General features: G+C 70.3%; 24 protein-coding genes and 1 pseudogene. 14 read left to right on the forward strand and 11 right to left on the reverse strand.

Annotated elements, in window-relative coordinates; genetic code table 11:
* Window positions 1-50: 50 nt before the first annotated feature.
* The 3 genes from C8250_RS02725 to C8250_RS02735 are packed head-to-tail and all read right to left on the reverse strand — an operon-like array spanning window position 51 to window position 6909.
* Window positions 51-2681: a TniQ family protein gene (locus tag C8250_RS02725; RefSeq protein ID WP_138352369.1), complete on the reverse strand. Its 2631-nt coding sequence runs from the start codon at window positions 2679-2681 to the stop codon at window positions 51-53.
* Window positions 2678-3853 carry an ATP-binding protein gene (locus C8250_RS02730; protein ID WP_138352368.1) on the reverse strand — a complete coding sequence of 392 codons (1176 nt, stop codon included), beginning with the start codon at window positions 3851-3853 and terminating at the stop codon, window positions 2678-2680. The genes C8250_RS02725 and C8250_RS02730 overlap by 4 nt, the downstream gene beginning before the upstream one ends.
* Window positions 3853-6909 (reverse strand): TnsA-like heteromeric transposase endonuclease subunit, encoded by a 3057-nt coding sequence (locus tag C8250_RS02735; RefSeq protein ID WP_138352367.1) that lies wholly within the window; start codon window positions 6907-6909, stop codon window positions 3853-3855. The genes C8250_RS02730 and C8250_RS02735 overlap by 1 nt, the downstream gene beginning before the upstream one ends.
* Window positions 6910-7132: 223 nt before the next feature.
* Here C8250_RS02735 and C8250_RS43285 point away from each other — a divergent pair.
* Window positions 7133-7426: pseudogene (locus C8250_RS43285) on the forward strand (sigma factor-like helix-turn-helix DNA-binding protein); the annotation flags it as partial.
* The gene (locus C8250_RS02745) at window positions 7419-8063 is read left to right on the forward strand and encodes a L,D-transpeptidase (protein WP_138352365.1); all 645 of its coding nucleotides are present in this window, start codon (window positions 7419-7421) and stop codon (window positions 8061-8063) included. The pseudogene C8250_RS43285 and the gene C8250_RS02745, both read left to right, overlap by 8 nt.
* A 61-nt stretch (window positions 8064-8124) precedes the next feature.
* On the opposite strand, the gene C8250_RS02750 is transcribed toward C8250_RS02745, so the two are convergent.
* Window positions 8125-9021 (reverse strand): ALF repeat-containing protein, encoded by an 897-nt coding sequence (locus tag C8250_RS02750; protein ID WP_138352364.1) that lies wholly within the window; start codon window positions 9019-9021, stop codon window positions 8125-8127.
* A gap of 261 nt (window positions 9022-9282) precedes the next feature.
* On the opposite strand from C8250_RS02750, the gene C8250_RS02755 reads away from it, so the two are divergent.
* The 4 genes from C8250_RS02755 to C8250_RS02770 all read left to right on the forward strand — a co-directional run bounded on the left by C8250_RS02755 (window position 9283) and on the right by C8250_RS02770 (window position 13039).
* On the forward strand, window positions 9283-10683 hold the full coding sequence (locus tag C8250_RS02755) for a hypothetical protein (protein ID WP_244808952.1): 1401 nt from the start codon (window positions 9283-9285) through the stop codon (window positions 10681-10683).
* A 97-nt stretch (window positions 10684-10780) separates the two neighbouring features.
* Complete coding sequence (locus tag C8250_RS02760; RefSeq protein WP_138352430.1) at window positions 10781-11404, forward strand: TetR/AcrR family transcriptional regulator; 624 nt, start codon at window positions 10781-10783, stop codon at window positions 11402-11404.
* Window positions 11401-12258 carry an alpha/beta hydrolase gene (locus tag C8250_RS02765; RefSeq protein WP_187144710.1) on the forward strand — a complete coding sequence of 286 codons (858 nt, stop codon included), beginning with the start codon at window positions 11401-11403 and terminating at the stop codon, window positions 12256-12258. Before C8250_RS02760 ends, C8250_RS02765 begins: the two co-directional genes overlap by 4 nt.
* 34 nt (window positions 12259-12292) lie before the next feature.
* Window positions 12293-13039 carry an SOS response-associated peptidase gene (locus C8250_RS02770; protein ID WP_138352362.1) on the forward strand — a complete coding sequence of 249 codons (747 nt, stop codon included), beginning with the start codon at window positions 12293-12295 and terminating at the stop codon, window positions 13037-13039.
* Between the two features lie 31 nt (window positions 13040-13070).
* Here C8250_RS02770 and C8250_RS02775 read toward each other — a convergent pair whose 3' ends face one another.
* The 3 genes from C8250_RS02775 to C8250_RS02785 form a co-directional block, all read right to left on the reverse strand.
* Window positions 13071-13733, reverse strand: coding sequence for a class I SAM-dependent methyltransferase (locus tag C8250_RS02775; protein WP_138352361.1), 663 nt, complete (start codon window positions 13731-13733; stop codon window positions 13071-13073).
* 135 nt (window positions 13734-13868) lie between these two features.
* Window positions 13869-14447 (reverse strand): dihydrofolate reductase family protein, encoded by a 579-nt coding sequence (locus C8250_RS02780; protein WP_138352360.1) that lies wholly within the window; start codon window positions 14445-14447, stop codon window positions 13869-13871.
* Between the two features lie 201 nt (window positions 14448-14648).
* The gene (locus tag C8250_RS02785; RefSeq protein WP_138352359.1) at window positions 14649-15866 is read right to left on the reverse strand and encodes an MFS transporter; all 1218 of its coding nucleotides are present in this window, start codon (window positions 15864-15866) and stop codon (window positions 14649-14651) included.
* A gap of 99 nt (window positions 15867-15965) precedes the next feature.
* Between C8250_RS02785 and C8250_RS02790 the strand changes: the two genes are divergently transcribed.
* Window positions 15966-17051, forward strand: coding sequence for a helix-turn-helix domain-containing protein (locus tag C8250_RS02790; RefSeq protein WP_138352358.1), 1086 nt, complete (start codon window positions 15966-15968; stop codon window positions 17049-17051).
* An 85-nt stretch (window positions 17052-17136) separates the two neighbouring features.
* Here the strand turns inward: C8250_RS02790 and C8250_RS02795 are convergent, their stop codons facing one another.
* From C8250_RS02795 to C8250_RS02805, 3 genes are read right to left on the reverse strand one after another with little or no spacing between them, the layout of a single operon-like run.
* Complete coding sequence (locus C8250_RS02795) at window positions 17137-18009, reverse strand: haloalkane dehalogenase (RefSeq protein WP_138352357.1); 873 nt, start codon at window positions 18007-18009, stop codon at window positions 17137-17139.
* A 7-nt stretch (window positions 18010-18016) separates the two neighbouring features.
* Window positions 18017-18442, reverse strand: a complete 426-nt coding sequence (locus tag C8250_RS02800; protein WP_138352356.1) for a pyridoxamine 5'-phosphate oxidase family protein — start codon at window positions 18440-18442, stop codon at window positions 18017-18019.
* Window positions 18439-19131, reverse strand: coding sequence for an NAD(P)H-binding protein (locus tag C8250_RS02805; RefSeq protein ID WP_138352355.1), 693 nt, complete (start codon window positions 19129-19131; stop codon window positions 18439-18441). The genes C8250_RS02800 and C8250_RS02805 overlap by 4 nt, the downstream gene beginning before the upstream one ends.
* Window positions 19132-19207: 76 nt before the next feature.
* Here C8250_RS02805 and C8250_RS02810 point away from each other — a divergent pair, with 76 nt between their 5' ends.
* From C8250_RS02810 to C8250_RS02840, 7 genes are all read left to right on the forward strand, one after another.
* The gene (locus C8250_RS02810) at window positions 19208-19831 is read left to right on the forward strand and encodes a TetR/AcrR family transcriptional regulator (protein ID WP_138352354.1); all 624 of its coding nucleotides are present in this window, start codon (window positions 19208-19210) and stop codon (window positions 19829-19831) included.
* Between the two features lie 167 nt (window positions 19832-19998).
* Window positions 19999-20826, forward strand: a complete 828-nt coding sequence (locus tag C8250_RS02815; protein ID WP_138352353.1) for an MOSC N-terminal beta barrel domain-containing protein — start codon at window positions 19999-20001, stop codon at window positions 20824-20826.
* Between the two features lie 124 nt (window positions 20827-20950).
* On the forward strand, window positions 20951-21256 hold the full coding sequence (locus C8250_RS02820; RefSeq protein WP_138352352.1) for a hypothetical protein: 306 nt from the start codon (window positions 20951-20953) through the stop codon (window positions 21254-21256).
* Window positions 21253-21660: a hypothetical protein gene (locus tag C8250_RS02825; RefSeq protein ID WP_138352351.1), complete on the forward strand. Its 408-nt coding sequence runs from the start codon at window positions 21253-21255 to the stop codon at window positions 21658-21660. Before C8250_RS02820 ends, C8250_RS02825 begins: the two co-directional genes overlap by 4 nt.
* Complete coding sequence (locus C8250_RS02830; RefSeq protein ID WP_138352350.1) at window positions 21611-22294, forward strand: HEAT repeat domain-containing protein; 684 nt, start codon at window positions 21611-21613, stop codon at window positions 22292-22294. Before C8250_RS02825 ends, C8250_RS02830 begins: the two co-directional genes overlap by 50 nt.
* 69 nt (window positions 22295-22363) lie before the next feature.
* Window positions 22364-23245 carry a hypothetical protein gene (locus tag C8250_RS02835; RefSeq protein ID WP_138352349.1) on the forward strand — a complete coding sequence of 294 codons (882 nt, stop codon included), beginning with the start codon at window positions 22364-22366 and terminating at the stop codon, window positions 23243-23245.
* Between the two features lie 289 nt (window positions 23246-23534).
* Window positions 23535-23921: a hypothetical protein gene (locus C8250_RS02840; RefSeq protein WP_187144711.1), complete on the forward strand. Its 387-nt coding sequence runs from the start codon at window positions 23535-23537 to the stop codon at window positions 23919-23921.
* Here the strand turns inward: C8250_RS02840 and C8250_RS02845 are convergent.
* Window positions 23912-24757 carry an aminoglycoside phosphotransferase gene (locus C8250_RS02845; RefSeq protein WP_138352348.1) on the reverse strand — a complete coding sequence of 282 codons (846 nt, stop codon included), beginning with the start codon at window positions 24755-24757 and terminating at the stop codon, window positions 23912-23914. The genes C8250_RS02840 and C8250_RS02845 overlap by 10 nt on opposite strands.
* Window positions 24758-24888 lie beyond the last annotated feature (131 nt).

Here is a 24888-nt window from a genome sequence, read left to right on the forward strand (position 1 = left end):
CCGGCGACGTTGCCAGCGTCCGTCGGTGGAGGAGGCGAGGACAGGGCCGATCAGCTCGTCTTGTTGCCCTCGCTGTCCTGCCAGGCACGAATGACCTTGAGGATGCGCCGCCCTGAGTCAGTGAGCCGCATGGGGGTTGAGGGGGACGCACGCTCAAGGAGCCGTAGGCCGAGGTCCTCTTCGAGGCGGCGCAGGGTCGTGCTGAGCGTGGCGAGCGTGATTCCCGATGCCTTGCCCGCCTTGTTGAGGCTGTCATAGGAGGCGGCGACAGCGAAGCGTTCCAGACGGGCACGCGCCCGGCTCCCGGTGAATGCCGGCCGCAGTAGGGGCGGGACGCGCTGGAGTGCGGTGTCGTGGTGGAGGACACGCTGGTGGCTGCGGCCTCCTCGTTCGCGCGTCTCGATACCGGATTCCTTGATCCGTCTCAGCAGGGTCGCCAACGCGATGTGTCGTTCGGCGGCGAGGTCGGTGGCGGATCTCTGTTTGACGATGTACTGCTCGTACAGCCAGTCTTGGTCGATGTGAACGGTGCGGCGGTGGCCGGGTTGGCGTGGCTGGCGCAGGGGGATGGCGTACTCGGCGGCGAGTGTGGTGATCACCCGCGGGCTCACCCCGATGCGGCTGCCGATCTCTTTGAGCGTGTGCTCCTGCACGGTGTAGAGCTGAGTGAGTTCGTCGTGTGTCAGGGCCTGTCGCGCGTGGTGCAGTGCCGCGTTGGGACGCCACCCCTGGTCTGTTCGCTCGCGCAGTGGAGCAGGGTGGTGGGCGAGGACGAAGCGGACCGCTGCTGGTGTGGTGCTCAGTTCTTGGGCAGCCGCCGTCGATGAGCGGGTGCGGCCGCGGATGATCTGGTGCAGTGCGGCGGGGTCGATCGTGTCAGGGTCGGGTCCGGGCAGGTCGAGTCCGTTCAGCAGGTCGGCGGGCAGCTGCCAGGTGAGGGGTTCGTCGGCCAAGCCGTGGCGGTCCAGGAAGGCACGGGCCACGGCGTCGAGGGACTCGGCCAGAGCGGGCGTCTGCCAGGCGGGGAACTTGATCATCTGGTTCCGCACGGCTTCCGTGGCGTGGGTGGCGGGCAGCGCACTGAGGCGTTCGTTGAGCACCGTGCGGACAGTGTCGGCTCGGCGCTGTTGGCCGGCGGCGATCCCCACGGTGCGGCAGATGCTGAGCCATTGTTCATCGGGCAGCAGCGGCCGGTAGTCCAGGCGGCGGCGCCTGTGGTAGTCGATCGGAGTGTCGGTGGCATCGAGGTAGTCAGTGACGCGGATTAGCGCCTCCTGAATGGCGTCCCAACGGCCGGAATGGCCCAGGACGTGGAGCATGCGGGTCATGTGACTGTGGTTGAGTTCGGAGCCGAGCCGGGCCAGGGCCTCGCGTGCGTCCAGGCGGCTGCCGACCAGCAGGAGCATCCCGGACAGGGCCTGGCGCATGATCACGTCGTGGGCTCCCTGTGAGGGGGCGATCCGCAGCCACCACCAGGGCCAGGCGAGCGTGGGGATCTTGCGGGCCCGCCGGGCTGCAGCGCTCACGCCGGTGGCCGGCTTGCTAGGGGCAGCGGTGATCGTGCGGTAGCGCAACTGCTCGTTGAACTGGAGCCTGGGGACGAGGGCGGCCAGATGGACCGTCTTGAGGTAGGGACTGATGTCTGCGCCCCAGGACTGGACGAGTACGGCCGCCTGGGGTGATACCAGCGAGCGCGCGGCGTCGAGCAGTGCCCGCATGTCCTGGCCCGCCTGGTGAACATTGCGCTGGCTGAGGATTCTCAGGGCGGCAAGCACGGCTGCCGCCGTCGGCGCCGCCCCCAGCGGGGCCGACGATCCGGGGCGGTCCGGGAAGCGGGAGTCACGGTCCGTTGCGGGTAGACCGGCGAGGACTTCGGCAGGGATGCCGCCGACGAGATCGGTATCGGACAGCAGGTCGGGGTGGCGGGAGGCCACCATGAGGAAACGGGCTGCCACGGCGCGGATGTCGGCGAGTGCGACTGCTGCCGGCTGGGGGTTCGCGGCGTAGATACCGAAGTCGGCTATGTCCTTCTCGATGCACGTGTTGAGCAGGTGCTGTGCCTGGATCACGGCGGATTCCGGCGTCCATGCGGGGGTGGCGGCGTGGTGGAGGGCATGGCGGCAGCGGGGGCCTGTGCCGCTTCCCTGGGTCGCGTTCGCGCACCGTCCGGGGACCGGGATGCCGTAACCGCTGTGGGGCCGCATACGCTGGGGGCGCTCGCAGCCGGGGCAGTCATCGGCCAGCAGCCGGTTGTGTGTCAGGCAGGCGAACGACCAGCCCAGCCGCCACGACACCTTCCAGCGCCCTGCGCTGTCGGCCAGGCACGAGGGGCAGAAACGTGAGCCCCTCCCGCGGCCCCACAGCATCCGCTGGTTCACTGTCATGCTGTGAGGCTTGAGGGAGAGGGCCCGTCGGTCGTAGTGACGCAAGGTCATGCGGTGCACCTGGTCGGCCTCGATGCCGGTCGCCGCGGCGATTGCTTCGGCTTCGGTGTCGCTCAGCGCCACCGCCCAGTCCCACCGTGAACCCGGTACCCCGGAGCGGCGTGGGAGAATACCGAGAGCGGGCAGGAGGTCTTTGAGGTAGGTGTCGAGGCGGTGCGCGACGGCTTCGACCCAGGAGTCCAGCGCTTCGCCCTCGGCCGGCGGGACGCGGATCGGCAGAGTTCGCACCATGCTCATGCCGCTCCCTCCTGCCGCTGCCCCCGCTCGATCGGCGTGCCGGTGCTCTTGGGCTTGCTGGTCATCGTGTGGCGGGCGAATTTCTCTTCCAGGGCCTTGCGGGCCCGTTCCGAAGCGGCGTCGATTTTTACCTGCTCCAGGAGGCGACGGTCCAAGCGCTCAGCTCCGGTACGGGCCGCGCGTTGGCAGCCCCGGTTGATCAGTGTCATCAGGGATCCGATGTGGCCGGTGGTACGGAAGTAGAGGTAGTCGGACAACTCGTCGGCGAGCATGCCGGGGAATTTCCGGGCCAGGACGATCCGTTGCTCGAGCCACAGCAGCAGATTGCGCCACTGGCGCCGGTGCCGCTGAGTGTCGATCTTGAACGGATCCATCGTGAGTGGAGTGGTGCGACGCGCGGTCTGGGCCAGGGTGACGTCGCCGCTGGCATCGGCTTCGGAGTACAGGCCCCGGCTGGCCAGGCCCACCCCGATGAAGATCATGATGACCGGGAACTCGTTCGCGATGTGCTTGAAATGGTTACTGACCTCGCGGCCGTTCTTGTCCTGCCATTTCAAAAAGTGCAGGTCATCGACGATGAGGATCTTCGTTTCGCACTGCAGGACACAGTCCAGAGCCCGCTGGACGAACAGTGCGGAGGTGCCGCTGGTCTGTCCGGGGTGTCCGAAGAACTGCAGCATGGCCCGGTTGAAGTCTTTCATGCCGGTGTTGCTGGTCAGCCCGACCCGGCACACGGGCCACCGCTCGTGCCCATCTGCGGTGAACGCGCCGTGCCGCTGGATCTCGCGCCGGTGGTACTTCAGGGCGAAGTTCAACACCGCTGTGGTTTTGCCCAGCCCGGGGAACGCATCGATGGCGACGGCTCCCTTCGCCTTGTCTCCGTCCTGCAGACTGCTGTCCACGATGTCCCACAAGTCCTCCTGCAGGGATTCAAGTTGCGGGGTCTTGATCGGCCCGAGGTTGGCGTGCCACACGCTTCGGCTGTGTTCGTACATGTCCCGGGGTGGATCACCCACCTTCCCCAGGCCGGCCAGTTGCCGGGTCGTCATCAGCTCCGGCTGTGTGCGGGGTTCTGCTTCGGCCAGGGCCCGCAGTCCTTCCTTGCGTGACAGCGTGAGGTTGTCCAGGTGCGGCCGAGCGCCCTCGGGCGGATCTGTCGGGCGGGCACGCATCAGGCGTCCTCCAGAGCGTCGGCGTAGAAGTCGTCGGCCGCATCCCGGCCATCGAGTTCGTCGTCTTCGTCGTCATCACTGGGCACCGGGCCCTCGTAGGGCTCGGCCCCGTCCGCGTCCGGATCCTCCACGTCCTCCGGGCCCAGGGCACCTTCGTCAGCGAGGATCCGGGCGACCGACGGCAACGCACGGATGTCGTCGCCCTCGGTGTCCGGCAGGTCGAAGGCGGACTGCTCACGGGCCTGGCGCAGTGCGATGCGCCGCTCAGCCATGGTCAAACCCAGGCCCAGGTGCCAGCGTTCCAACAGCGCGGCGACGGCGGTCTCATCGTCGGGGAAGCGGTACTTCTTGCCGGCCACCTTGCGGGCGAGCTCGATGGCTTGCCCGCTGATCGGGAACTTCATCGCCGGGGCGTGTTCCCACTCCAGAGTGTGCCAGCGCCGGGTGTCCAGGCGCCGGAAGTATACGTAGTTGATGTTGTCGGGGTCGACGTGGATGGGCCACATTCCCTTGGCCTTCGGCCCCGTGTACGGGCTCGTCTCACCGCGGTAACCGTCCAGCCCTTCCCCGTTGTACCGGCACTTGCGGATCTCGACGCCGTAATGGTGCAGCGGTCTCCACTGCGTCTTCAGGAACTCGAACCCGAGCGCCGGATCGCGGGGGACTTCGATGTAGCCGGCACGGGCGATGCCGTGCTCGAACATCATCGACGGCGACAGCCGCAGCCCGGGGACCCGCGTATCGACCAGTCCGTCATGGGGTCTCACGTGATACACGCAGGCCACCCACTCGCGGATGATCGTCTCCAACTCGTGGAGGAAGAAAAACGCCTGGTCCTCCGGCCGCTCTCCCCGCGAGAACACATCCGGGCCCTTGTAACCGGGCAGCGATTCCAGCAGGCCCTCCCGCAGGGTCTTGAAGAATCTTTCGATCGGACCTTTGTCCCGGCCCGTCCGCAGACGAGCCGGCTGGATCGACAGCCCGAGCCGCTGGCAGACGGAGGTGATGTGCTCGCTGATGAAGGGCTTGCCGTGGTCGACCACGATGGTCTCCGGCACCAGGGCCGGCCCCGCGGCGCCCTTCTTCCCGCTGACCTTCTCGTCCCCCTCGCCCTCTTCGAGAGCTTTGCGTTCCACGAAGGCAGTGCGGGGGATGCCGTGATCGGGCCAGGCCGCCCACGACGGCCAGTCCCTGCCCGCCGGACGGGGACGGTAGGTCTGGAACAGCACCGCCGCGACATCGATGGACTGCGTGGACACCGGAGTGACCCTGACCCCCGTGACACACCTGTCGTACCAGTCCATCGCGACGGTCAACTCGGCCTGCACCCACTTCAGCGTGACCGGGTCCATCGCAAAGACGTCCAGCCGCGTGGTGTCCATCAGCAAGTACTCGCCCGGCCGAGTCGGCCGCAGCTTCCCGTACGCACCAGGCGGCCGGGCGGCGATGTCCCGGTTGCGTTTCGCGCTCAGCCTGAAGGTCGGCTTCCGCCGCTCCAGCTCCTCCAGCCACCGATATGCCGTCGCGCGGGTCGGTAGCTTCACCTCGTCCTCGCCGTATCGGGCGGCAAGCCGCGGGCCGACGCTGCGGATCACCTTCGCCCGGGTCGGTTGTGAGTCCTTCCCGTGCTCGGCCATGATCTCCAGGGCCATTTCCACCCACCGCGGATCGGCCCGCCCGAGCCCGCCCATGGTGCCGTCGCCGCGATCCGGCCCGCCATGGACGAGACCGGCCTCCTGATCGACGTGGAAGGCCCGCACCCACCGCTTGATGGTGCGCACGCTCACCCCCAACTCGGCAGCCTTGGCCTCGTACCGCTGCAGCTTGGGGGCCGTAGCCACGTACGGCGTCCGCGGTTCGCCCGGCTCCGGACACTCTGCGCTTCCCGACCGGAAACCGTAGAGAACCTCGTTGATGTGGGCGGCGCGCTCGCGCACCGCCTCCAGCTCCTCGTCCGTGAGCTGGGCCAGCAAAATGGAGGCCGTCTCGCGTGGGTCATCAGACCCGGGGCCCCGCCCGTCCGGGATGACTGCAGCCCGGCCGGAGGCGAGCACCTCCCGCAGCGACAACCGGAACCGGCAGCTCCGCCCATCACGCACCAGGACCTCGTTGCCGGCCGCGGAGCCGAACATCTCCTCCACGGTGACCACTTCACCGTCGTATTTCAGCCTCGTGCCCACCCCGACGCGTACCGCTGATCCGTTCACATGCCCTCCCCAGCGAGGCTCCCGCCGATGAACCGTGGTTCCGCCTTCCGCAGCGTCAATGTCCTGCTCACAGTCCTCGACCGGCGAGGGAAGATCGCGTTTCCCGGAGCCGGTCACGGCAGCCGGCGCCTGCCGCAGCTCATGGCGCTCGGACAGGGGCACCGCGAGATCTGTCACAAAGTGTTGGCACCACAGCAGCCGTAGGACGGCCGCCCGCACCCTCCAATCCGGATGGTGCGGAAAAGCTCGGAACGCGTCGCCGAGCGAGGCCCCGTACAGATCCGCCTCCCGGATCTCCACCAGCAGGTCCTCGTCGAAGAGCCAGTCGCGCCGGTAGCCGGCGAGGAAGCGCAAGTTCGCCAGCTCCGCTTCCGGCGGCTCGCACCACACCTCGAAGTCCCAGCCGCGGGAAAGGACCACCTCGCGAGCCCAGCCGAGCGCGAAGTTCACCTTGGGCCGCGTGAGCAGACGCCGCGGCTTGACGTCAACAACCAGCGGCACGTCCTTGCCCCGCAACACGAGGAAATCTGGAACATGGCGCCGAATACGATCGTCCACCGTGGTGGACAGGAGGAACGGCTGGGCGAAGACCGCCGTCACGTCCTGGTCGAAGTCGGCGTAGAGCAGGCGCGTCAGCTCGAGCCGCGACTCGTAGACAACATGGTCGCGCATCGTGGAGGACCAGTACGTGCCCGAGTAGTGCTTCTGGCCATGCCACCAACGGAACGTACGCCACGGCACTGAAGGCTCGAAGACATCGGCGCCGGCAATCGGCCAGAGCCGGTCTTCGTCGATCTTCCCGTCTGCATGGCGAAGACCCATCGAGACCTCGCCGAGCACGTACGACATACCCCACCCCTGAGCAGCAAGAACGGGGAGTAAAGCCCCCGGCCTCGACCAACTGAGACATCTCCACAATCGCGACGGAAAACACCGCTGCATAGATAGAGACCGGGATCAGCACTACTACGGGCGAACCATCAGACAGGAGTTCGTCTCACTGCCCTGTCCCTTGGGCCAGAAGAAGGCCACCACCAATGAGAAAAGGACATCAGAAGTGCGAGCCTACACCGTGAGCCGCTGGCGGCGGACACGGCGATGGCTGGAGCTGGTGCGGCACAACCCGCCGCAGGACCGTACGCCCGGTCCCGGGCTGGAGCACACGGTGCTGGTGGAGGCATTGCGGCAGTTGCCCGAGGCGCAGCGGACGGCAGTGGTGCTGCATCATCTGTGCGACATGAGTGTGGAAGAGGTCGCGGCAGCCACCGGTGCTGCGGTCGGGACCGTCAAGGCACGGCTGTCGCGGGGCAGGGCCGCTCTCGCCAGGCTGCTGAGTGTGCGGGACAGGGAAGGCAGCCATGTCTGACGTCGACGGCGAGCGGGACGAGTTCGACTCCGTGCTGCGCGGACTTGCTGCCGAGGGCGAGACGTCTCCTTCGCTGACCGGCGCGCAGATCCGCCGGCGCGGTGCGGGACGGCGCCGGCGTCGGCGGGTCGCGGCGTCCGCCGCGGTGACGGTGGCGCTGGTGGCGACTGCCGCGGTGGCGGCACCGCGGGTGCTGCAGTCGCACCGGCCGCCGGCCTCGCCCGCCGCGTCGGCGCCGGCCGCCCCGAGCCCGGACCCGAGCCCTTCTCGGACCGGGCGGGCGACGGTGTCCCTCGATCTGAGCCGGCAGCGGGTCGTCGTCGAGCGAGACGGCCACCAGGTTCGGACGATCCCGGTGTCCGTTCGGAGCTCCTCGCCGGCGGAGCGGCTGACCGTGGTGTCCAAATCCGCCGAGCGCACCGTGGCCGCGCCCACGCTCGGCTCCGGCGAACAGTACGACTACCGGGCCCAATGGGTGGTGGAACTGAAGTCGGACGGCGGTGCGACCGTCCTGCTGCTCGAGTGGCCGTTCAAGTCACCACGCGGCAGCCAGATCGGAGTGCCACTGAGCGAGAACGCCCAGTGGCTGTACCAGCAGCTCGAGATCGGAGCCACGATCACCGTGGACCACGGGTGAGCGGCGTGGAGGATGGCTCGGCTCCCCATCCCGACCAGGAGTCCTGACGCAGAGTCCTGACTCAGCGGCCGGCGGACGGGCGGCGGCGGTTCATGAGGGCCAGGCCGGCGCCCGCGCCGAGGGCGACGACGGCACCGCCGACGGCCCACTGCGGGGTGTCCCCAGCGCCGGTGGAGGCAAGCTCGGTACCGCTGTTCCCCGCGGGGGCGGCGGCGTTCGGCGCGGAGGTCACGACGGCGGCGGGCTTGCCGCTGACCTCGGTTCCCGGCTTCGGCTGGTCACCGGTGGTCGGCTTGTCGCCCGTGCCGGGCGTCGGGGTGGGCTTGTTGTTGGCCGCGTCCTCGGCGGCCTTGTCCTTGGCGCGGGCCTCGTACTGGCCCACTTCGAGGAAGTACTTGATGCTCTCGGGAGTCCCGGTGCGGAGTGCGGCCTTGCCGGCCTTCTGTACTTCGGGGCCGCCGGCGTTGATGATCTGGGAGACCTTGACCTGGTCGTCCTCGAACTTGGCCTTGTACTGGCCGACTTCGAGGAAGTACTTGATGGCTTCGGGAGTGTTGGCGGTCAGCGCGGCTTCGCCGGCCTCCTGCAGCGAGGGGCCGCCGTCGCTGATGATCTGGGCGATCCGGACCCGGTCGTCCTGAAGGCGGGCCTGGTACTGGCCGACCTCGAGGAAGTACCGCAGGTCCTCCGGAGTACCGTCGAGCGCCTTCTGCGCCGCCTCCCGCACGGCCCGGCCGGTGTTCTTGTCGGCGAGGATCCTGAGGATCGCGACCCGGTCGTCGTCCGCCGAGGAGTCCGAACCGTGGGCGGGATCGGCCGGCTTCGTGTCCGGGGCCGTGTCGGGCACCGAGGTGGTGACCGGCTGCGTACCTTCGGCGGCGACCGCCGGAGAGGAGAAGAGCACGGCCGGCGCGATCGCGGCCGCGGCGACGATCGCCGATATACGAGCCAGCTTCATCTGGTGAACCTACTTTTTATAAGAAAAATCTGAGAATGTCCCCATAGAATAAGCTCGATTTGATCTTGTCTTGACCATAGTCGCCCTCGCCGCGCCCGACCCCCTCATCGCCCTGCAGGTGGGTCCGTTCTCCCGGAAGGGTGGTGCCGGGGCTGGGGCGACGGGACTATGGAGGCAGCGGGCGGGTATCCCCAGGCCACAAACCATGGTGCGGGTACAGGGACGAACTTGAGGGGGGCCATGCGTAGCTACGGCCGTGTGGTGATCGGCAACCTTGGCTGCGCCGTGATCCTGTGTCTTCCGGTTCCGCTCGCCTTCCTCGTGGGATACAGCGCCTGGCGTGCGGGCGAGGACTGGGCCTGGATCGCGCTCGCCATCGGAGGGGTCGGCCTGGTCGCGATCCCGCTGCCGACCCTCCGGTTCACGCGCCGTGCCTTCCCCCGGATCACGCGCAGGGACCGGCTGAAGGACCGAAGCGTCCCGTACGGGGACGACACCTTCGTGCTGTGGGCTCCTCGGTCGGAACCGAGCTCGGTGCAGGCGCGGTTGGTGCGGGCGGACGTCCTGGAGGCGTCGCTCGTGCGTTACGACCCCGAGGGCGGTGCGGGGTTCACCACCTACGGCGGCGGCCTCTCCCCCGATGAGTTCACACCGCTGGTCAGGATGCGGCTGCGCGTGCACGACGGCGACGAGGCCGAGGTCGCCGACCGATTCGAGACCACGGGCGAGTGGCGGGTGCCGTCCCTGTGCCTGTCGGCGGTCACCGCGGGCCGGCTGGCGGTCCTGGTCGATCCAGGCCGTCCCGCCGACCCGGCCGATCCGCGGGTCCCCGGACGGGTCACCCCCCATTGGCCGCGCAGCGCCCTGCTCGCGGGCACGAGAACCTGCCGGGTGATCGACCTCGACGGCCGACCGACCGATGTGACCCGGCGCCCCGTGCGCCAGTTGCGCCAGATGCGGATCTCCCGGGCGGCCGGGGGCATCGAGATGACCGGCGACACGACCGATCTGCGGCGCCTGGACCCGGCCGTCGCGGCGCGCTACACCGCCGTGGCCGAACAGGACCGCGCCGCCCCGGAGGACCGGGCGCCGGTGACCGAGCCGGGCGAGGAGTCCCGGTGGCTCGTGGACAGCCTTCCGGGTGAGGCGGCGGGGTTCGGTCCCGTCGGCCGACGGTGGTCCCGCCGCGGTGGCGTGCTGGTGCGGGCCCGGTTCCTGCAGATGACCGCCACCAACACGTTCCAGAGCCACGGCCCGGTCCTCGACACGGTGTTGCGCATCCATCCGGCCGACGGCACACCCGCGTTCGACGCCGCCCGGCGGCTGACGGTGCCGATGAACTATCTCGCCGTCCTGCACCGCACGCGGGAGGTCGTCCTGTACGCCGCTCCGAACGGCAGGTCGTTCGTCGTCGACTGGGCCCGCACCAACCTCCTCGCCGGCACCACCGCGGCCACGGTCATCACGCCCGAAGGACAAGAACTCCCCGTCACGGAGCGCCCTGACGTGATCTGGGCCCTGATGAACCTGCTGGCATCCCGGGGCATCTCGAACCCGGCACCTGTCCTGGACCTCCGCAAGCGCCCCATGAGCGCGGCGTCCGGGGCGGTGATGGACGCGGTGCGGGGGAGCGCGTCCGAGGTGGGTGCGGGACGCGGATAGGCCGTAGAGAGGCACTTCGCCCAGGTTGCTTGACTGAATCCAGAGGCATCTCTAACTTTGGAGTACTCTCTAAGTCAAGGTGAAGGGGTGTGTGCGTATGCAGACGGTCGAAGGGGGGCTGCGTGAGCAGCACAAGGCCCAGCGACGGCTCCGGATCCTCGACGCGACGCGTGAACTCCTGCGGGACAACCCGGAAGCGGTGATCAGTACCGAGCGGATCGCCGAGCGAGCGGCGGTCGCCCCGGCCACCGTGTACAACCTGATCGGACCGCGCGACAAGATCTGGGAGGCGCTCGCCGCCGGGTTCACGGACGAACTCGAGCGCCGCCTGACGGCGCTCGGAGCCGGTGGCCCGCAGGAGGTCGTCAGGTCGACCGTCCAGCTGTTCGTGGACGACCCGGTCGTGTCGCGCCGCATGGTGCGCGAGTGGGAGGAGAGCGGGCTCGTACTCGACCGCAGTCCCCTCACCCAACTCCGCCAGGCGATGGCGGATGCACAGACACAGGGCCTGCTGCGCGCCGACATCGACACCGACGCGTTGGCCGCCGTCGTCGGCACCGCGTGCGTGGGTGCGCTCCACCAGTGGGTCGCCGCCCTGATCGATGAGGACCGGTTCCTCGCACGTGCCCTGTTCGCGCTGGACGTCGCGCTCGCCGCGGCGGCCGCGGATGCCCACCGCGACCAACTCCTGGCGCCGCTGCGAACCCGAGGCGCGCCATGACGGCCGGTGCACTGCCGCGGCCCCGACGTTTCGTGGGCGGCGGCGGGATCATGCTCACCGCGGATGTGTGGGGCGAGTCGTCCTCGCCGCCTCTTGTCCTGCTGCACGGCGGCGGCCAGACGCGACACGCCTGGGGTCGGACCGGTCCTCGACTGGCCGCACTGGGGTGGCGGGTCATCGCCCCGGACCTGCGGGGGCACGGCACCAGCGAATGGTCGGCCGATGGTGACTACGACCTCGACCTGTTCGCCGAGGACGTCCGGGCGCTCGTCGCCGAAGTCGGCGACCGGCCGGCGCTCGTCGGTGCCTCGCTCGGCGGCCTGAGTTCGCTGCTCGCCGCCGGAGAGGCACCCAGGGCGGCGATTCGCGCCCTGGTGCTCGTCGACGTCGCCCATCGACCTGACCCTCGCGGGGTTCGCCGGATCGTCGAGTTCATGCGCCGTGAGCCGGACGGATTCGCCGGCGTCGGGGAAGCGGCCGCGGCGGTCTCCGCCCATCTGCCGCATCGCTCACGTCCGGACGACCCCGAGGGGATACGGAAGAACCTGCGACGCCACGGCGATCGGTGGGTCTGGCACTGGGACCCCCGGATGCTGGACAGCTTCGAGGGGCGGATGGACCCGCCCGGCATGGCGGAGCGGCTCCTCGACGCGGCGCGCCGCGTCGACGCGCCGATTCTGCTCGTCCGCGGCGGGATCAGCGATGTGGTGCGGGAAGACATCGCCGAGGAGTTCTGCGCCAGGGTTCCCCACGCGCGGCGCGTCGATGTGGCGGGCGCGGGGCACATGGTGGCCGGAGATCGGAACGAGCACTTCATCGATGCGGTCATCCCGTTCCTGGACGGAATCGACTGAGCGACCCGTCTGAAGGCGTGGCAGGGTAGGTGTCATGTGTGGCCGATACGTCTCCACCCGCAGCCCCCAGGATCTGGCCCCGTTGTTCCAGGTCACCGCTCGGAATCCCGAACAGATCCTCGCGCCGAGCTGGAATGTCGCTCCGACGGATGACGTGTGGGCGGTGCTGGAGCGTGCCGACCACGACAGCGGCGAGCTGGTGCGGCAGCTGCGGCCGCTGCGGTGGGGCCTGGTGCCGTCCTGGGCCAAGAGCCTGGGCGTCGGCGCGAAGATGATCAACGCCAGGGTGGAGACGGTCCACGAGAAGCCCGCCTACCGTCGCGCGTTCGCCAAGCGGCGCTGCCTGCTGCCGGCGGACGGCTTCTACGAGTGGCAGGCCGTTCCGGCGACGGACAGCGCGAAGGCGCACAAGCAGCCGTACTTCATCAGCCCCGAGGACGGGGCGGTGATGGCGATGGCGGGACTGTACGAGTTCTGGCGCGACCCGGAGGTCGCGGAGGACGATGCGGCGGCGTGGTGGACGACCTGCACCATCATCACCACCGAGGCCACCGACCTGGCCGGGCGGATCCACCCGCGCATGCCGCTGGCCATCGCCCCGGCCGACCACGACGCCTGGCTCGACCCCACCCACCAGGACCCGCACGAACTCCGGGCGCTCCTGGCCACTCCCGCCGACGGACACCTCGACACCCGTGCGGTGTCCACCGCGGTCAACAGCGTCCGCAACAACGGACCGCAACTCCTCGACGCCCCACCGGCAGATGCCGGCACCGGGTGAAGTGCGGCGGCGGGTGCGGTCAGGTGCGCCGTCACGCACTCCCTGGCTCGGTTTTGCGGGCGAGCAGGTGGATCTCCTGGAACTGCCGTCGGTCGGTGGGCTGAGGCTCGCGCACCATCCGGGCCACCTCGGCCAATCCCGCCTCGCGCAGCATCGCGGCGAGGTGGTCGGGTGACCACCGATAGGCCGGCACGACGGCGTGATCGAAGACCTGCGTCGGGTGGGACGCGTCATCGCTGGCCGAGAAGCCGATCAGAAGGTGGCCGCCAGGTGCCAGCACACGATGGAACTCCGCGAGTATGACGGGGAGTTCCCGCGGCGGCGTGTGGATGACGGACCACCGTGAGAGTACGCCGCTCAGCACACCGTCAGCGATGTTCAACGCGGCCATCGAGCCCACGTCGAACCGCAGGCCCGGATAAGCCTGCCGAGCCAATCCGATCATCGCGGGCGAGGCATCGATGCCGAACACCGCCGGCCCCAACTCGGCAAGATGCGCGGCGATATGGCCGGGCCCGCATCCCAGGTCCGCGACCGGGCCGCCCCCACTCCCACTGACGACCTCGGCGAAGGCCCTCAGGATCGCGCGGTCCAAGGGCCTGTCACGCAGCTCGTCGCGGAACCGCTGCGCATACAGGGAGGCAGCGGCGTCGTATCCCTCGCGGGTGGCATCGAGGGCATCGTGTTCGACCATGCCCGCGACAGTAGTTCCCGGCGACGGGGCGAGCGGGAGAATCACGATTCGCCCGCCCGCCTGTGCCGGGTTCGCCGCGGGCACCGGGGCTCGGGTCAGGTCGGCTGCTTGCCGGGGTGAAGTGCATGGGTCGGCTCAGACATGCAGGGTGGGCCGGTAGACGAGCTCCTGGATGCGGCCGTCGAGGGTGCGGCTCTCGATCAACTCGAGGTCGAAGTCGGCGGCGCCCTGGAAGACCGGGGCCAGACCGTTCCGACCGGTGATCACAGGGAAGAGGGTCACCTGGACGCGGTCGACCAGACCGGCGGCCATCAGCGCCCGGTTCATCGACAGGCTGCCGTGCGAGCGCAGCGGTACCTCGGACTCCTCCTTGAGCCGGGCGACGACGTCGACGGCATCGCCGCTCACGACCTTCGCATCCGGCCAGTCGAGGGGTCCTTCCAGCGTGGTGGAGACCACCGTTGCCGGCAGGCTCCTCATCCGGGTGACCCAGGCGTCACGCACATCGGAGTCCTCGGTGCTCGCGGCCAGCATCTCCGCGAACGCCCGATACGTGTTGGCTCCCATGACCATCCGCTGCTCCTCGGCGTACAGAGCGAGGCGGTGGTCGAGGAGCTCGGGGCCTTGCTTGCCCCAGTAGCCGGTCCAGTTGCCGCCGGCGCCGCCGAAGCCGTCGAGGCTGGAAAAGACGTCGAATGTGTAGGTGGCGGTCATGATGCGCTCCTCGGGTGCGGTTGATGGCGTGCTGGGGATAAAGACCGGCAATCGCTGCGAAACTCATCGCCCTCCGACGGTTCCCCGGGCCCAGCAGGACACTCGGCCCGGTCCTCCGTTCGGCGGACACCAGCACGCCCATGCGCTCCTCGGCCGTCCCGGCCGCCACCCGAGAGCCCCTGCTGGACGAGCACACCGCTCTCATGAGCCGCTGAGCCGCGTTCCTTGATCCTCCTCGCCGGCCACGGCGCCGGCCGAGAGGAGCGTCGCAGCGGCGAGGCTGCCCCAGAGGGCGGCCGAGCCGTGGGGTGCGAGAGTGGTGATGACCGCCGGGGAGACGGCGAGGCCGAAGCCCGTGGAGAGCTGGAAGCGGGCGAGTGAGCGTCCCAGGACGTGGGCCGGGGCGAGGACGGTGACGAGCGCGGTGGCACTGCCGGCATAGAGGATCTCGCCGATGGTGCAGGCCACGGACACCGTGGCGACGGCCGGGGCGGCCCAGCCATGTCCCAGTGAGGTGGCCGCGAGGAAGCCGAGGTAGGACGCGGTGAGTACCCCGCCGGCGAGAGCCAGCACCGTGCGCCGCGAGAAGCGGGACATCAGCACGGTGACCGGAACCTGCAGGGTGACCACCAGCACCGTGTTGGCCACGAAGATGGCTGCCGACCACATCGGGGATGCGTGCAGCTGTGTTACCAGTACCAGCGGGAGCGCGATTTCGGGGATGTTGAGGCAGAAGGCGTAGATCACGTTGGCGGCCAGCAGCGCGCGCATCCGTGGTGCGGGCCCGTCGCCCCCTTCCGTGGCCGGGGTAGCGGCCGGGTCCGCGCGCAGATGGACCGACCATGCCAGGGCCGCCGCGGTGAGATAGGCGAGCCCGGTGACGGCGGCCAGCGCCTGCAATGCGGTGGTGCCGCCCGCCAGGCAGGCGGTGGCAAGGAGCGCGCCGGCGCCCAGGCCGGCGTTGCGCAGGGCGCGGCCTGCCGCGAGAGCGGTGTCGCGTTCCCGGCCGTGGGCGACCGTGGCCACGAGAGCCGCGTGGGCGGCCGGCCATGCCTGGTTCCCGATACCGAGGAAGAGGGCCGCCGTCGCGAACAGCCCGACGTGCCCTGCCGGGGTGGCCAGCAGCAGCGCCACGCCCACCACCCGCACCAGCATCGACGCCGCCACGACCGTGCTGCGTGCGCCCCGGTCCAGCCACCGGCCCACCGCGGGCATGCACACCAGACCCACGACGACCCCGACCGTCATGGCGATGCCGGTGGCCGGCGCGGACAGCCTCAGCACCGTCACCCCGTAGAGCAGCAGAAAGGGCCGCAGCAGGCCGGTGCCGAGCGCGTCCACGGCCAGGGCGACGGCATAGCGGGGGCCTCCGGAGGCCCGGACGAGGGCACCGGGCCGGATCTTGGTGATGGTTGCCATGGCGTCAACGGTGCGTTCGGCCGCCGGGCCGGGAACGCCGGTTGACGGACACCGTCAACCGACGCCGTCGTCGCCCTTCCGGTCGGTGATGATGAGGGGGTGACCTTGAGGATCGACATCAGCGGCCTGCCGGCCGAGCGACTGCGGTTCGCCGCCTCCCCGCTGGCCGAGCTGACCGCGATGCTGCACGTGCTGGCCGAACCCGGACACCACCCGCAGCTCGCCGGCTGGGCCGGCGAGGTCTGGGCCGGGCTGCGGCCGGAACTGGCCGAGCGGTTGCGCGAGGCGGAGTTCCTCTGGCGTTCCTCGCAGGCCGACTTCCTGATCCCCGCCCGTCCTCGGCCGACCCTCGCCGAGGAGTTGGACGACGTGGACCGGATCGACGACGAAACGTATGTGCGGGCAGCACTCGTCACCACCTGCGGCAGCAACCGGGTCCACTTCGGCACGCCGTCGCCCCTCACCGATGCCGCCGCCCGCGAGCGGGCCCTGGACGTCGCCCAGGCCCGCGGCGCGCTGCAAGAGGCTTTCGCGGAACGGCTGCTCGCGGACCCGGCCGCTGTGCGGGCGCGGGTCCGCCACACCCTCGAACAGTGCGCCGAGGCCTTCTTCGACGCCGCTTGGACGGACGTCGCCGTGCGGCTCGCCACCGACCTGCGCATCAAGAACGACCTGCTGAAGCGCCAGGGCATCGGGGCGGCACTCGCATCGGTCTCCGGCGCGGTCACCCTGGCACCGGACGGCGACTGCATCATCGTGGACAAGCTGCAGGACAAGGCGACCGCCGCCCACGGCACCGGAGTGACCTTCATCCCCAGCGTCTTCGGCCGCCCGCACCTGGTGGCGGTCCACGCGCCCGGGTGGCAGCCGGTGGTGCAGTACCCCGTGGCCGAGCCGAGCCCATCGGAGCCGGTATCCCTGGAAACGGTCACACTACGGCTGGAGGCCCTCGCACATCCGGTACGCCTGCGGCTGCTGCGTACCCTGGCCCGCGGCCCGCACACCACCGGTGAGCTGGCCCACGCCTGGGAACTCTCACCCCCGGAGGTCTCCCGCCACCTCGCTGTCCTGCGCCGCGCGGGCCTGCTCACAGCCCGGCGGCACGGTCGCTACGTCCGCTACACCCTCAATCTGCCCGATCTGACAGCGCTGGGCGCCGACCTGCTGGCGGCCGTACTGCGCTGACACCCGTCGGCGGCTGCCCGGTCGGCACCGCGATGGTCGGCCCCGGGACGATCGGCACCGTCGTGATCGGGAACCCGGGGGGACCCTACGGGCGGGCCAGCCGGTGGCGGTCCACCCAGGCGCTGATCGCCGCGGCCAACTCCTCGGGGCGGTCCTCCGGAGAGTGGTGGCCGGCCAGGCCGAAGCGGGAGACCTCCAGGCCCGCGATGTTCTCCTCGCACCAGGCCACGGCCCCTTGGTCGGTCATCGCGCCCGGGCCCGGCTCGAACGCGGCGAGCAGCTTGGGGACGTCGGGGCTGGCGGCCAGCCAGGCGTCGTAGTGCTCGATGCGGGCCACGACGTCGGCGGGCTCGCCGTCCAGCGGCATCATGCGCGTCCACGCCAGAACCGGGCGGCGGCTGTGCGGGGTCGGGAAAGGGCGTCGGTAGACATCGAGGTCGGCAGGGTCGAGCGGGGTGGCGAGCGTGCCCGGGAGTCCCTCGATGAACAGTGACTTCTCCAGGATCATCTCCTCCCCCACCCCGGGGGTGCGCAGGAGGGTGAACAACTCCCGCCCGGCCGCCGGGAATTCGTCGCCGACCAGCGGTTTGATGATCGTCTCGGTGAAGGCTAGACCGCGGACGGTGCCCGGCAGGCGGGCGGCACGGTCGAAGGCGAGCGCGCCGCCCCAGTCGTGGCCGACCAGGACCGCCTCGGTGAGACCGAGGGCGTCGAACCAGGCGTCGAGGTAGCGGGAGTGGTCGTCGAAGGAGTAGGCGAGGTCGGGCTTGCCGGAGTCGCCCATGCCGATGAGGTCGGGGGCCAGCAGGCGGCGGCCGGGCGCGGCCACACCCGGCAGAACGTTCCGCCACAGGTGGGAGGAGGTGGGGTTGCCGTGGAGGAAGACGAACGGCAGCCCGTCGGGGTCGCCGGACTCCCGGTAGTGGACGGTGGAATCAAGGACGGGGATGGTGGGCATCTCGGGGTCACTTCGCTTTCAGTACGGGGAGGGGAAGGTTGAGGCTCAGGACGCGGTCGACGGCGATCTCGACGACGACCAGGTCCAACGGGGCGGGCGGTGCCGCCCCGTAGCGGACGGTGTAGCGGCGGACCGCCTCGGCCAGGCGCGCGGGTTCGTCCGTGACGGTGGCCCGGCCTTCGAGGGTGACCCAGTCGAATCCGTCCGCCTGGCAGAGCGCGACCCGGGCCGCCGGGCCGCCCGCCGCCACGTTCCGGGACTTGCGGGCTCCCGCCCGGGTGGTCACCCGGGCCAGGCCGGTGGTCGCGTCGAAGGTGAAGCGGACGGGCGTGACGTGCGGGGTGCCGTCGGGGCGGAGGGTGGTGAAGGTGGCCGTTTGGGGACGGGCGAAGAACGCCCGTGTGATGGCGGGGAGTTCAACGGCCCGGCTCATTTCTTCTTCACTCCCTCGTTCCAGATCAGCTTGGCGATGTTCGGCTGCACAGCCGTGGTGATGACACCCATGGCCGTGCGGACGTACCGTCGCTCCTCCATTTCGCGCAGCATGCTCGCGGCGAGGTCGGCACGGGCGGTGAAGACGCCGTCGGCGCTGGTCTCGACGGTGTGGAAATCCGTGACGACGGGGTGCTCGAAGAGGCCGGACGGCCGCACGAGGGTCCAGTCCAGGCCCGTCCCACGGATCACGGCCTCCATCCGGCGCATGTCCTCGTGGAGGGTGCGGCCGAGGCGTCGGTTCACCAGCGGGTCGAGCACGTGGTTGAAGAAGTGCGCTCCGGTGGGACGCCAGTTGGGGTCGGCGATGCTGGAGCTGACAGTGAGCAGCCGCTTGACGCCGTGCCGGTCCATGGCCTCGGTGATGGCGGTGGCGCTCGCGGAGTACGTGGTGATGGCCTCCTTGCTGAAGCGTGCGCCCAGCGCGGACAGGACGGCGTCCGTCCCGCCGATCGCGGCGTCGACGGCCGCCGGGTCGGTGGCGTCGGCGACGGCTACGGTCAGTCCTGGCCGCGCGGCGATGGAGCCGGGGCGACGGGTCACGGCGACGACCTCGTGGCTGGTTGCCAGGGCTTGTTCGGTGAGGTGGCGGCCGGTCGGTCCATTGGCGCCGAAGACTGCGATACGCATGATGTCGGGTCATCCCTCCGTGTGGTTTCCGGAACGCCCTTGACTGTGCCGATCATGAAACGCAAGCTCAACGCTGATGAATAACACCGCCCCCGCCCCAGCCCGCACGCGCGGCCGCCCGCGTGGCAACCCGCCGACCCGCGAGTCGATCGTCGTGGCGGCCCGCGCGCTGTTCCTGGAGCGCGGCTACCGGCGCACCACCCTGCGCGCGGTGGCCGGCGCCGCCGGGGTCGACCCGGCACTCATCGCGTACCACTTCGGGTCGAAGAAGGGCCTGTTCGCAGACGTGATGCAGTTCCAGTGCGCCAACGCACTGGCAGTGGACGATGTCCTCCTCGGCGACCCGGCGACCCTCCCCGACCGCTTGATCGACGCGGTGACGGACCTGTGGGAGGACGCCGACTTCCGCCGGCTCACCGCCCAGGGTGACGAGGCCTCCGAGGTGATCCGCGAATATCTGGAACAGGAGCTGCTGGCCCGGCTTGTTGAATTTCTCGGCGGCCGGGACGCGACCGCCCGTGCCACGGCTGTGGTGACGATCCTCGGCGGCCTCATCTACACCCGCTACCTCAACCCGCTCCCCACCCCCGCCGCCCTCACCCCCGCCGAGTCCCGCCGCATCCTCACCCCGGCGCTGCGCGCCGCACTGACGCCGAGGGCGCGCACCGCGGCAGCCACGAGAGCAGCCCACCGGGGCTAGCGCGAACCCCTCCGCGGCTCCACGGTCTCCTGCTGTTCGACGGAACGCCGGATGGCTTAGGGCCGTCGGCCGGGCCTGCCGCCGGCGCGTATTTCCATTGCCGACGAGCCACACCTGTCCATACGGTCACCAGTGGTACGGCATGAACACAGCACAAGGGAGAGCATGTGGCCAGGGTCGCGCAGCTGGTGTCCTACCCCGTCAAGGGCTGCGCCCCCATGCCGACGCACACCGCGGTGCTGACCCCCGCGGGCCTCGCGCATGACCGCAGTTTCATGGTCACCGGCGAGGACGGAGTCTTCCGCAGCCAGCGGCGCAACCCGCGACTGGCAGTGATCCGCCCCGAGCTCAGCGACGGCGGAGAGCGGCTCACCCTGCACGCCCCGGGCGCGGACCCGACGGGCATCGACATCGACACCTCCGGCCGTCCTCGCGACGTCACGCTGTTCGGGGCTCCGTTCAGGGGCATCGACCAGGGAACCGAAGCCGCCGCATGGCTGTCCGACGTTCTCGGCACCCCGAGCCGCCTGGTGCGCGTTCCGGCCGACCACCACCGCGTCACCGACGGCCGGACACCCGGCACCTCCGGCTACGCCGACAGCTGCGCCGTCCACATCCTTTCCCGGTCCACCGTGGATCTGCTGAACGAGCGGCTGGGCGAACACGGCAGCCCGCCCCTCCCCATGGACCGCTTCCGCCCGAACATCGTCGTCGACGGCTGGGACACCCCCCACACCGAGGACCGCGCCCACCGCATCACTATCGGCGACAGCGAACTCGGCTACGCCAAGCTCGCCATCCGGTGCGCCGTCACCATGGTCGACCAGCAGGCCGGCACCAAGGCGGGCCCCGAGCCACTGCGCACCCTGGCCATCTATCGCCGGGCCGCCGAGGGCGGCGTCGCCTTCGGCACCAAGTACGCCGTACTGCGACCCGGAAAACTGTCCACCGGCGACGAGGTGCACGTCACCTCCTGGGGGGCATCGGAGCTGTGAACCGGGCATCGGATCGCCGGCCGGAGGCCCGCCGGTGGGACCGTCGCGAACCGGCCACCGGGATCCGCCCGTTCGCCGGGGCCGCTCTCCGGCACGGGACCGGTGTCCGGAACAATCCGGTGGCATGAGCGTGAGACCCTCCGACGACCTGGCCGCCGCCTTCGCCCGCCTGGGCGGTGAGGAGGACGGACAGGTCTGGAGCGACCTGTGGGACGACCTGTGTCACCAGGAATCCGTCTACGACGACAGCTTCCCCGCCCTCCCGTACCTGGCGGCCATCGCGACCGGCCGCTCCCCCGGGGAGCCGCAAGAGGCCGTCCTGATGGCGGGCCTCATCGCCTCGGCTGCGGACGACGACCGCCGCACGCGGTACGCCGAGGAGATCGCCGTCTTCGCGGTCGCGGAGCAGGTCGAGGAGAGCTACCGATGAGCGACGCGCTCGCGCGGCTCGACAACGTCGACTGGGCGGCGCTGAGGCACGCCTACGGTGCCGCCGGGGACGTGCCCGGCATGCTGCGGGGTCTCCACCGGCCGGAGAAGGCCGCGGCCGCTGCCGACGATCTGCTCACGCACGTCCACCATCAGGGCGGCGCGGTCCATTCCTCGGCTCCGGCCGCTCTTGGGTACGTCATCGCGGCCGCCGCCGACCCGGCCATCGACGCGGACGTCCGCCAGGAGCTCCTGGACCTCGTCGGGGCGCTGGCCGACGCGGCGAACAGCGCAGCACCCCGCTTCGTCACCTCGGCCTGGCCCGCCGCGTGGGACCTGGCGGTGACGGACCCTGTTGCCGCTGCTGGACGGTCCGCTGGCGGTGCACCGTACCGCCGTCGCTGACGCCCTCGCGCAGGCCCACCACCGGGCCGACGAGGTGACCGCGGGGCTGCGGACCCGGTGGGCCGTGGAGTCCGACCCACAAACGAGGATCCAACTCGTCGACTCGGTCGGCTCGTTGATCGCCCATGCTCGTGAACAGCGCGGCGCCTCGATCGGCTGGCTGCGGGAACTCATGGACGACGCCGAGCCCTCCGTACGCCTCGCTGCCGTGCAGGCCTTGCGCCGCGCGCTTCCGGGGCAGGACGACTCCGTGTACGCACAGACAGTGTCCAACGTGCTGTCCGGCAGCGAACCGGAGACGTGGCGGCCGGGACGCGGCGCGGCCAAGCCCACGGTCGTCTGGGCCGTCGGCCTGCTGGGAGAGGACCGGGCGGCCCTGGCCGACGCAATCCAGAGACTGATCGGCCACCCCGACCCCTCCGTGCGCGCGGGCGCGCTGCAGGCGGCCGCCCAGGCGCTCAGCCGTCGGCGCTCCGCCGTCCCGGAGTTGCTCCCGGCTGTGGCCCGTTCACTGTCCGACCCCGAGCCCGACAACCGGCTCGTCGCCGCCCGGGTCCTCGGCATGTGCGGGCACGCCGCCCGTCCCTGGGCGGACGCGCTGGCGGCCATGGTGACGGACGAGGGCGAGCCGTAGCTGCCCGCCCGGTCCCACGCGATCTGGGCCCTGTCCCGGCTCGGTGACGCCCGGTGCGTACCACCGCTGGTGCGGCGGCTGGCCCAAGCGCAGCTCGGGTTCGCGTACCACGCGTCCCACGCCGACGGCTGGTGGACGTACGAGCTGAGCCTCAACGAGGTCGCCGCAGGGCTCAGCGCCCACGCCGACGCACTGCTGCCCCCGCTGCGGGCCCGGCTCGCCGCCGCATCCACCCTCGACGAATGCCGCGAGCTCTGCCGCTTGCTGGAGTCCTGGGGCGCCGCGGCCGCCCCCGCCCTCCCGGAACTGCTGGGCCTCCTGGACACCCACGCCGTGGTGTGGGCTTTGGACGCACTCGCCGCGATCGGACCGGCCGCGGCCCGCGCCGTGCCCCGCGAGCGGCTGCGCGCCCTGCTCGACACCCCGCCCGCGGACCAGCCGTTCGCGCCGCGCAGCCTGGCGCTCGCGTACGGGCGGCTGACCGGCGACCGGGAGCCCGCGCTGGCTCTGCTGGTCCCGCAGTTGGGCGAGCCGTACGACCAGGACAACGCCGCCGTTCTGCTGGCGGAACTGGGCACGCCGGGCGCCGCGTACGTCGGGCGGCTGCGCGAACTCCTCACCGTGCACCAGGAGGGCTGGCTACCGCTGCGTGTCGGCGAGGCGCTGTGGCGGATCACCGGGCGAACCGACGAGGTGGTCCCTGTCCTGGTCCGGGCGATCGCACCGTTCACCGAGCGGGGCGGCGTTCATCGGGCGGTCGTCGAGACCGTGAAGCTGCTGGCCGAGATCGGCACCGACGCCGCCCCGGCGGAGCCCGTCCTGCGGGCGTTCCTGGACGCCGACGTGCGCCCCGTCAGACAGGGAACCTGGCGCTCCGTCCCGGAGGACGACGACCTGTGCGACGCGGCGCGCGCCGCACTCCACGCCATCTGCGGACCTGGCGCCGCCTGACACGGCACGAGCCACGGCGCCCACCCGCCCGTACACGAGACCGGGCCGAGGCCCTGATCTTGACCCATGTGTCCCCCTGTTCGCACCGTTCCTCGATGTCATGATGGCGCGTGTGAGCTTCCCCTATACGGCACCCAACGCCGTCCTCGTGCAGGACCGATGGCGCGCCCGGGAGGCGCCTGACGGGGACTTCATCATGTTCGGCGACGGATCCCTGTCGGTCATGAATCTCATGCGGTTCTCCCCCCGCCGACCGGCTCCATGACCGGCGGGCCGAGGACTGGCAGTGGTGGGAAGTTCTACGGGCCACCGCGTGGACCCCCAGTACCTGGATCGACGTCGATACGCCTTCGCCACCTGCGTCCACGCTGGAAGCCGCGCCCTGGCAGGGGAATCATCGGCCCACGGCAGCATCGGCTGGGTCGCCCTGACCCGGGACGACGACGACCACACTCTGCAATGGATCGCGGTCTCCTGCGACTCCAACCCGTTCACCGAAGTCACGCTGGACGCAACCACAGTGACCGCCACCAGCACCCTGGGCCGCATCTGGACCTTCCCCAGAGACAACCCCCAGCAGGTGAAGATCACCGAAGATCCGGCCTGTCCCTGGCCCAAGCCACCTCAGGCAGTGGTCCCGCCGGCTGGAGATCACCCAGGAGCGAACTACCCCTGAAGCGACGCCAACGTCGTCACCACAACGTCGGTGGCCCTCCTGTACCGCTCCGACTCACCCGGCTGAGCCCGTCCCGACGGCCCCACGCTCTCGCTGTGCGCGACGAGCCTGAAGATCAGTGCACGAATCAGCATCTGCTGCCAGGCCGGATGATCACTGACACTCGTCAGCAGATCGGACGGAAGATCGAACCACAGCAGACCGTCTGCGATCACGATGGCCTCGGCGAACACCGGTGGCCGCCAGTACGGCGAAAAGTCGATGACTACAGGCACGTCGTCTGCCGCGAAAAGCACATTCCCGGGGAGATCGCCGTGAATGAGCTGAGCTGCCTCCTGCTGCACCGGCCGCCTCAGCTCCAGCAGCGTCGCATACGCCGCGGAGAGGTCATCGATCACGTCGATGTCCTGTTCGCACCACGCGACCCGGTCGGCCACAGCCCAGGGATGGGCCCGCCGGTCGAGGAACTCGGGCCGGGGCAGGTTCCGCAAAGCGGCATGGAAGGAACGGCCGGCGCTGAGCACACCGTCCCAGTGTCCCCGCGGACCAGGCTCTCCGGTCAGGAACTCGCCGGTGGTCCAGCCGTCCACGACACTTCGCCCATCAGCCGCCCGCAGCGGCCGCGGGACGCGGAAACCACTGCCTGCCGCCAGCCCCTCGAGCAGGGAAGCCGCCCACTCGGTCTCGTCCTCAGGCCCCTCAGCAGGCTTGAACACAAACCCACCGACGAGAACGCTTCGCCCTTGCCCACCGGCCAGCGGGACCGGGCTGCCCCTCACCCCGAAGGCCTCAAGGACGGACGCGGACGGGAGTGCGTTGCTCAACTGCTCGGTCACGCCGCGCATCCTGCCGACACCGACCCGCCCGGCGCACCTTCTTTTCGCCCACCCGTGGCCTTCGCACCAGCGGCTGGACTTCTGCACGGCAGGCGAGAGCGGGTGTGCCTCAGCAAAGCGCTCCGCCGGCC

Source organism: Streptomyces sp. So13.3 (genome assembly GCF_005860785.2).
In the GTDB taxonomy this organism is placed as follows: domain Bacteria; phylum Actinomycetota; class Actinomycetes; order Streptomycetales; family Streptomycetaceae; genus Actinacidiphila; species Actinacidiphila fildesensis.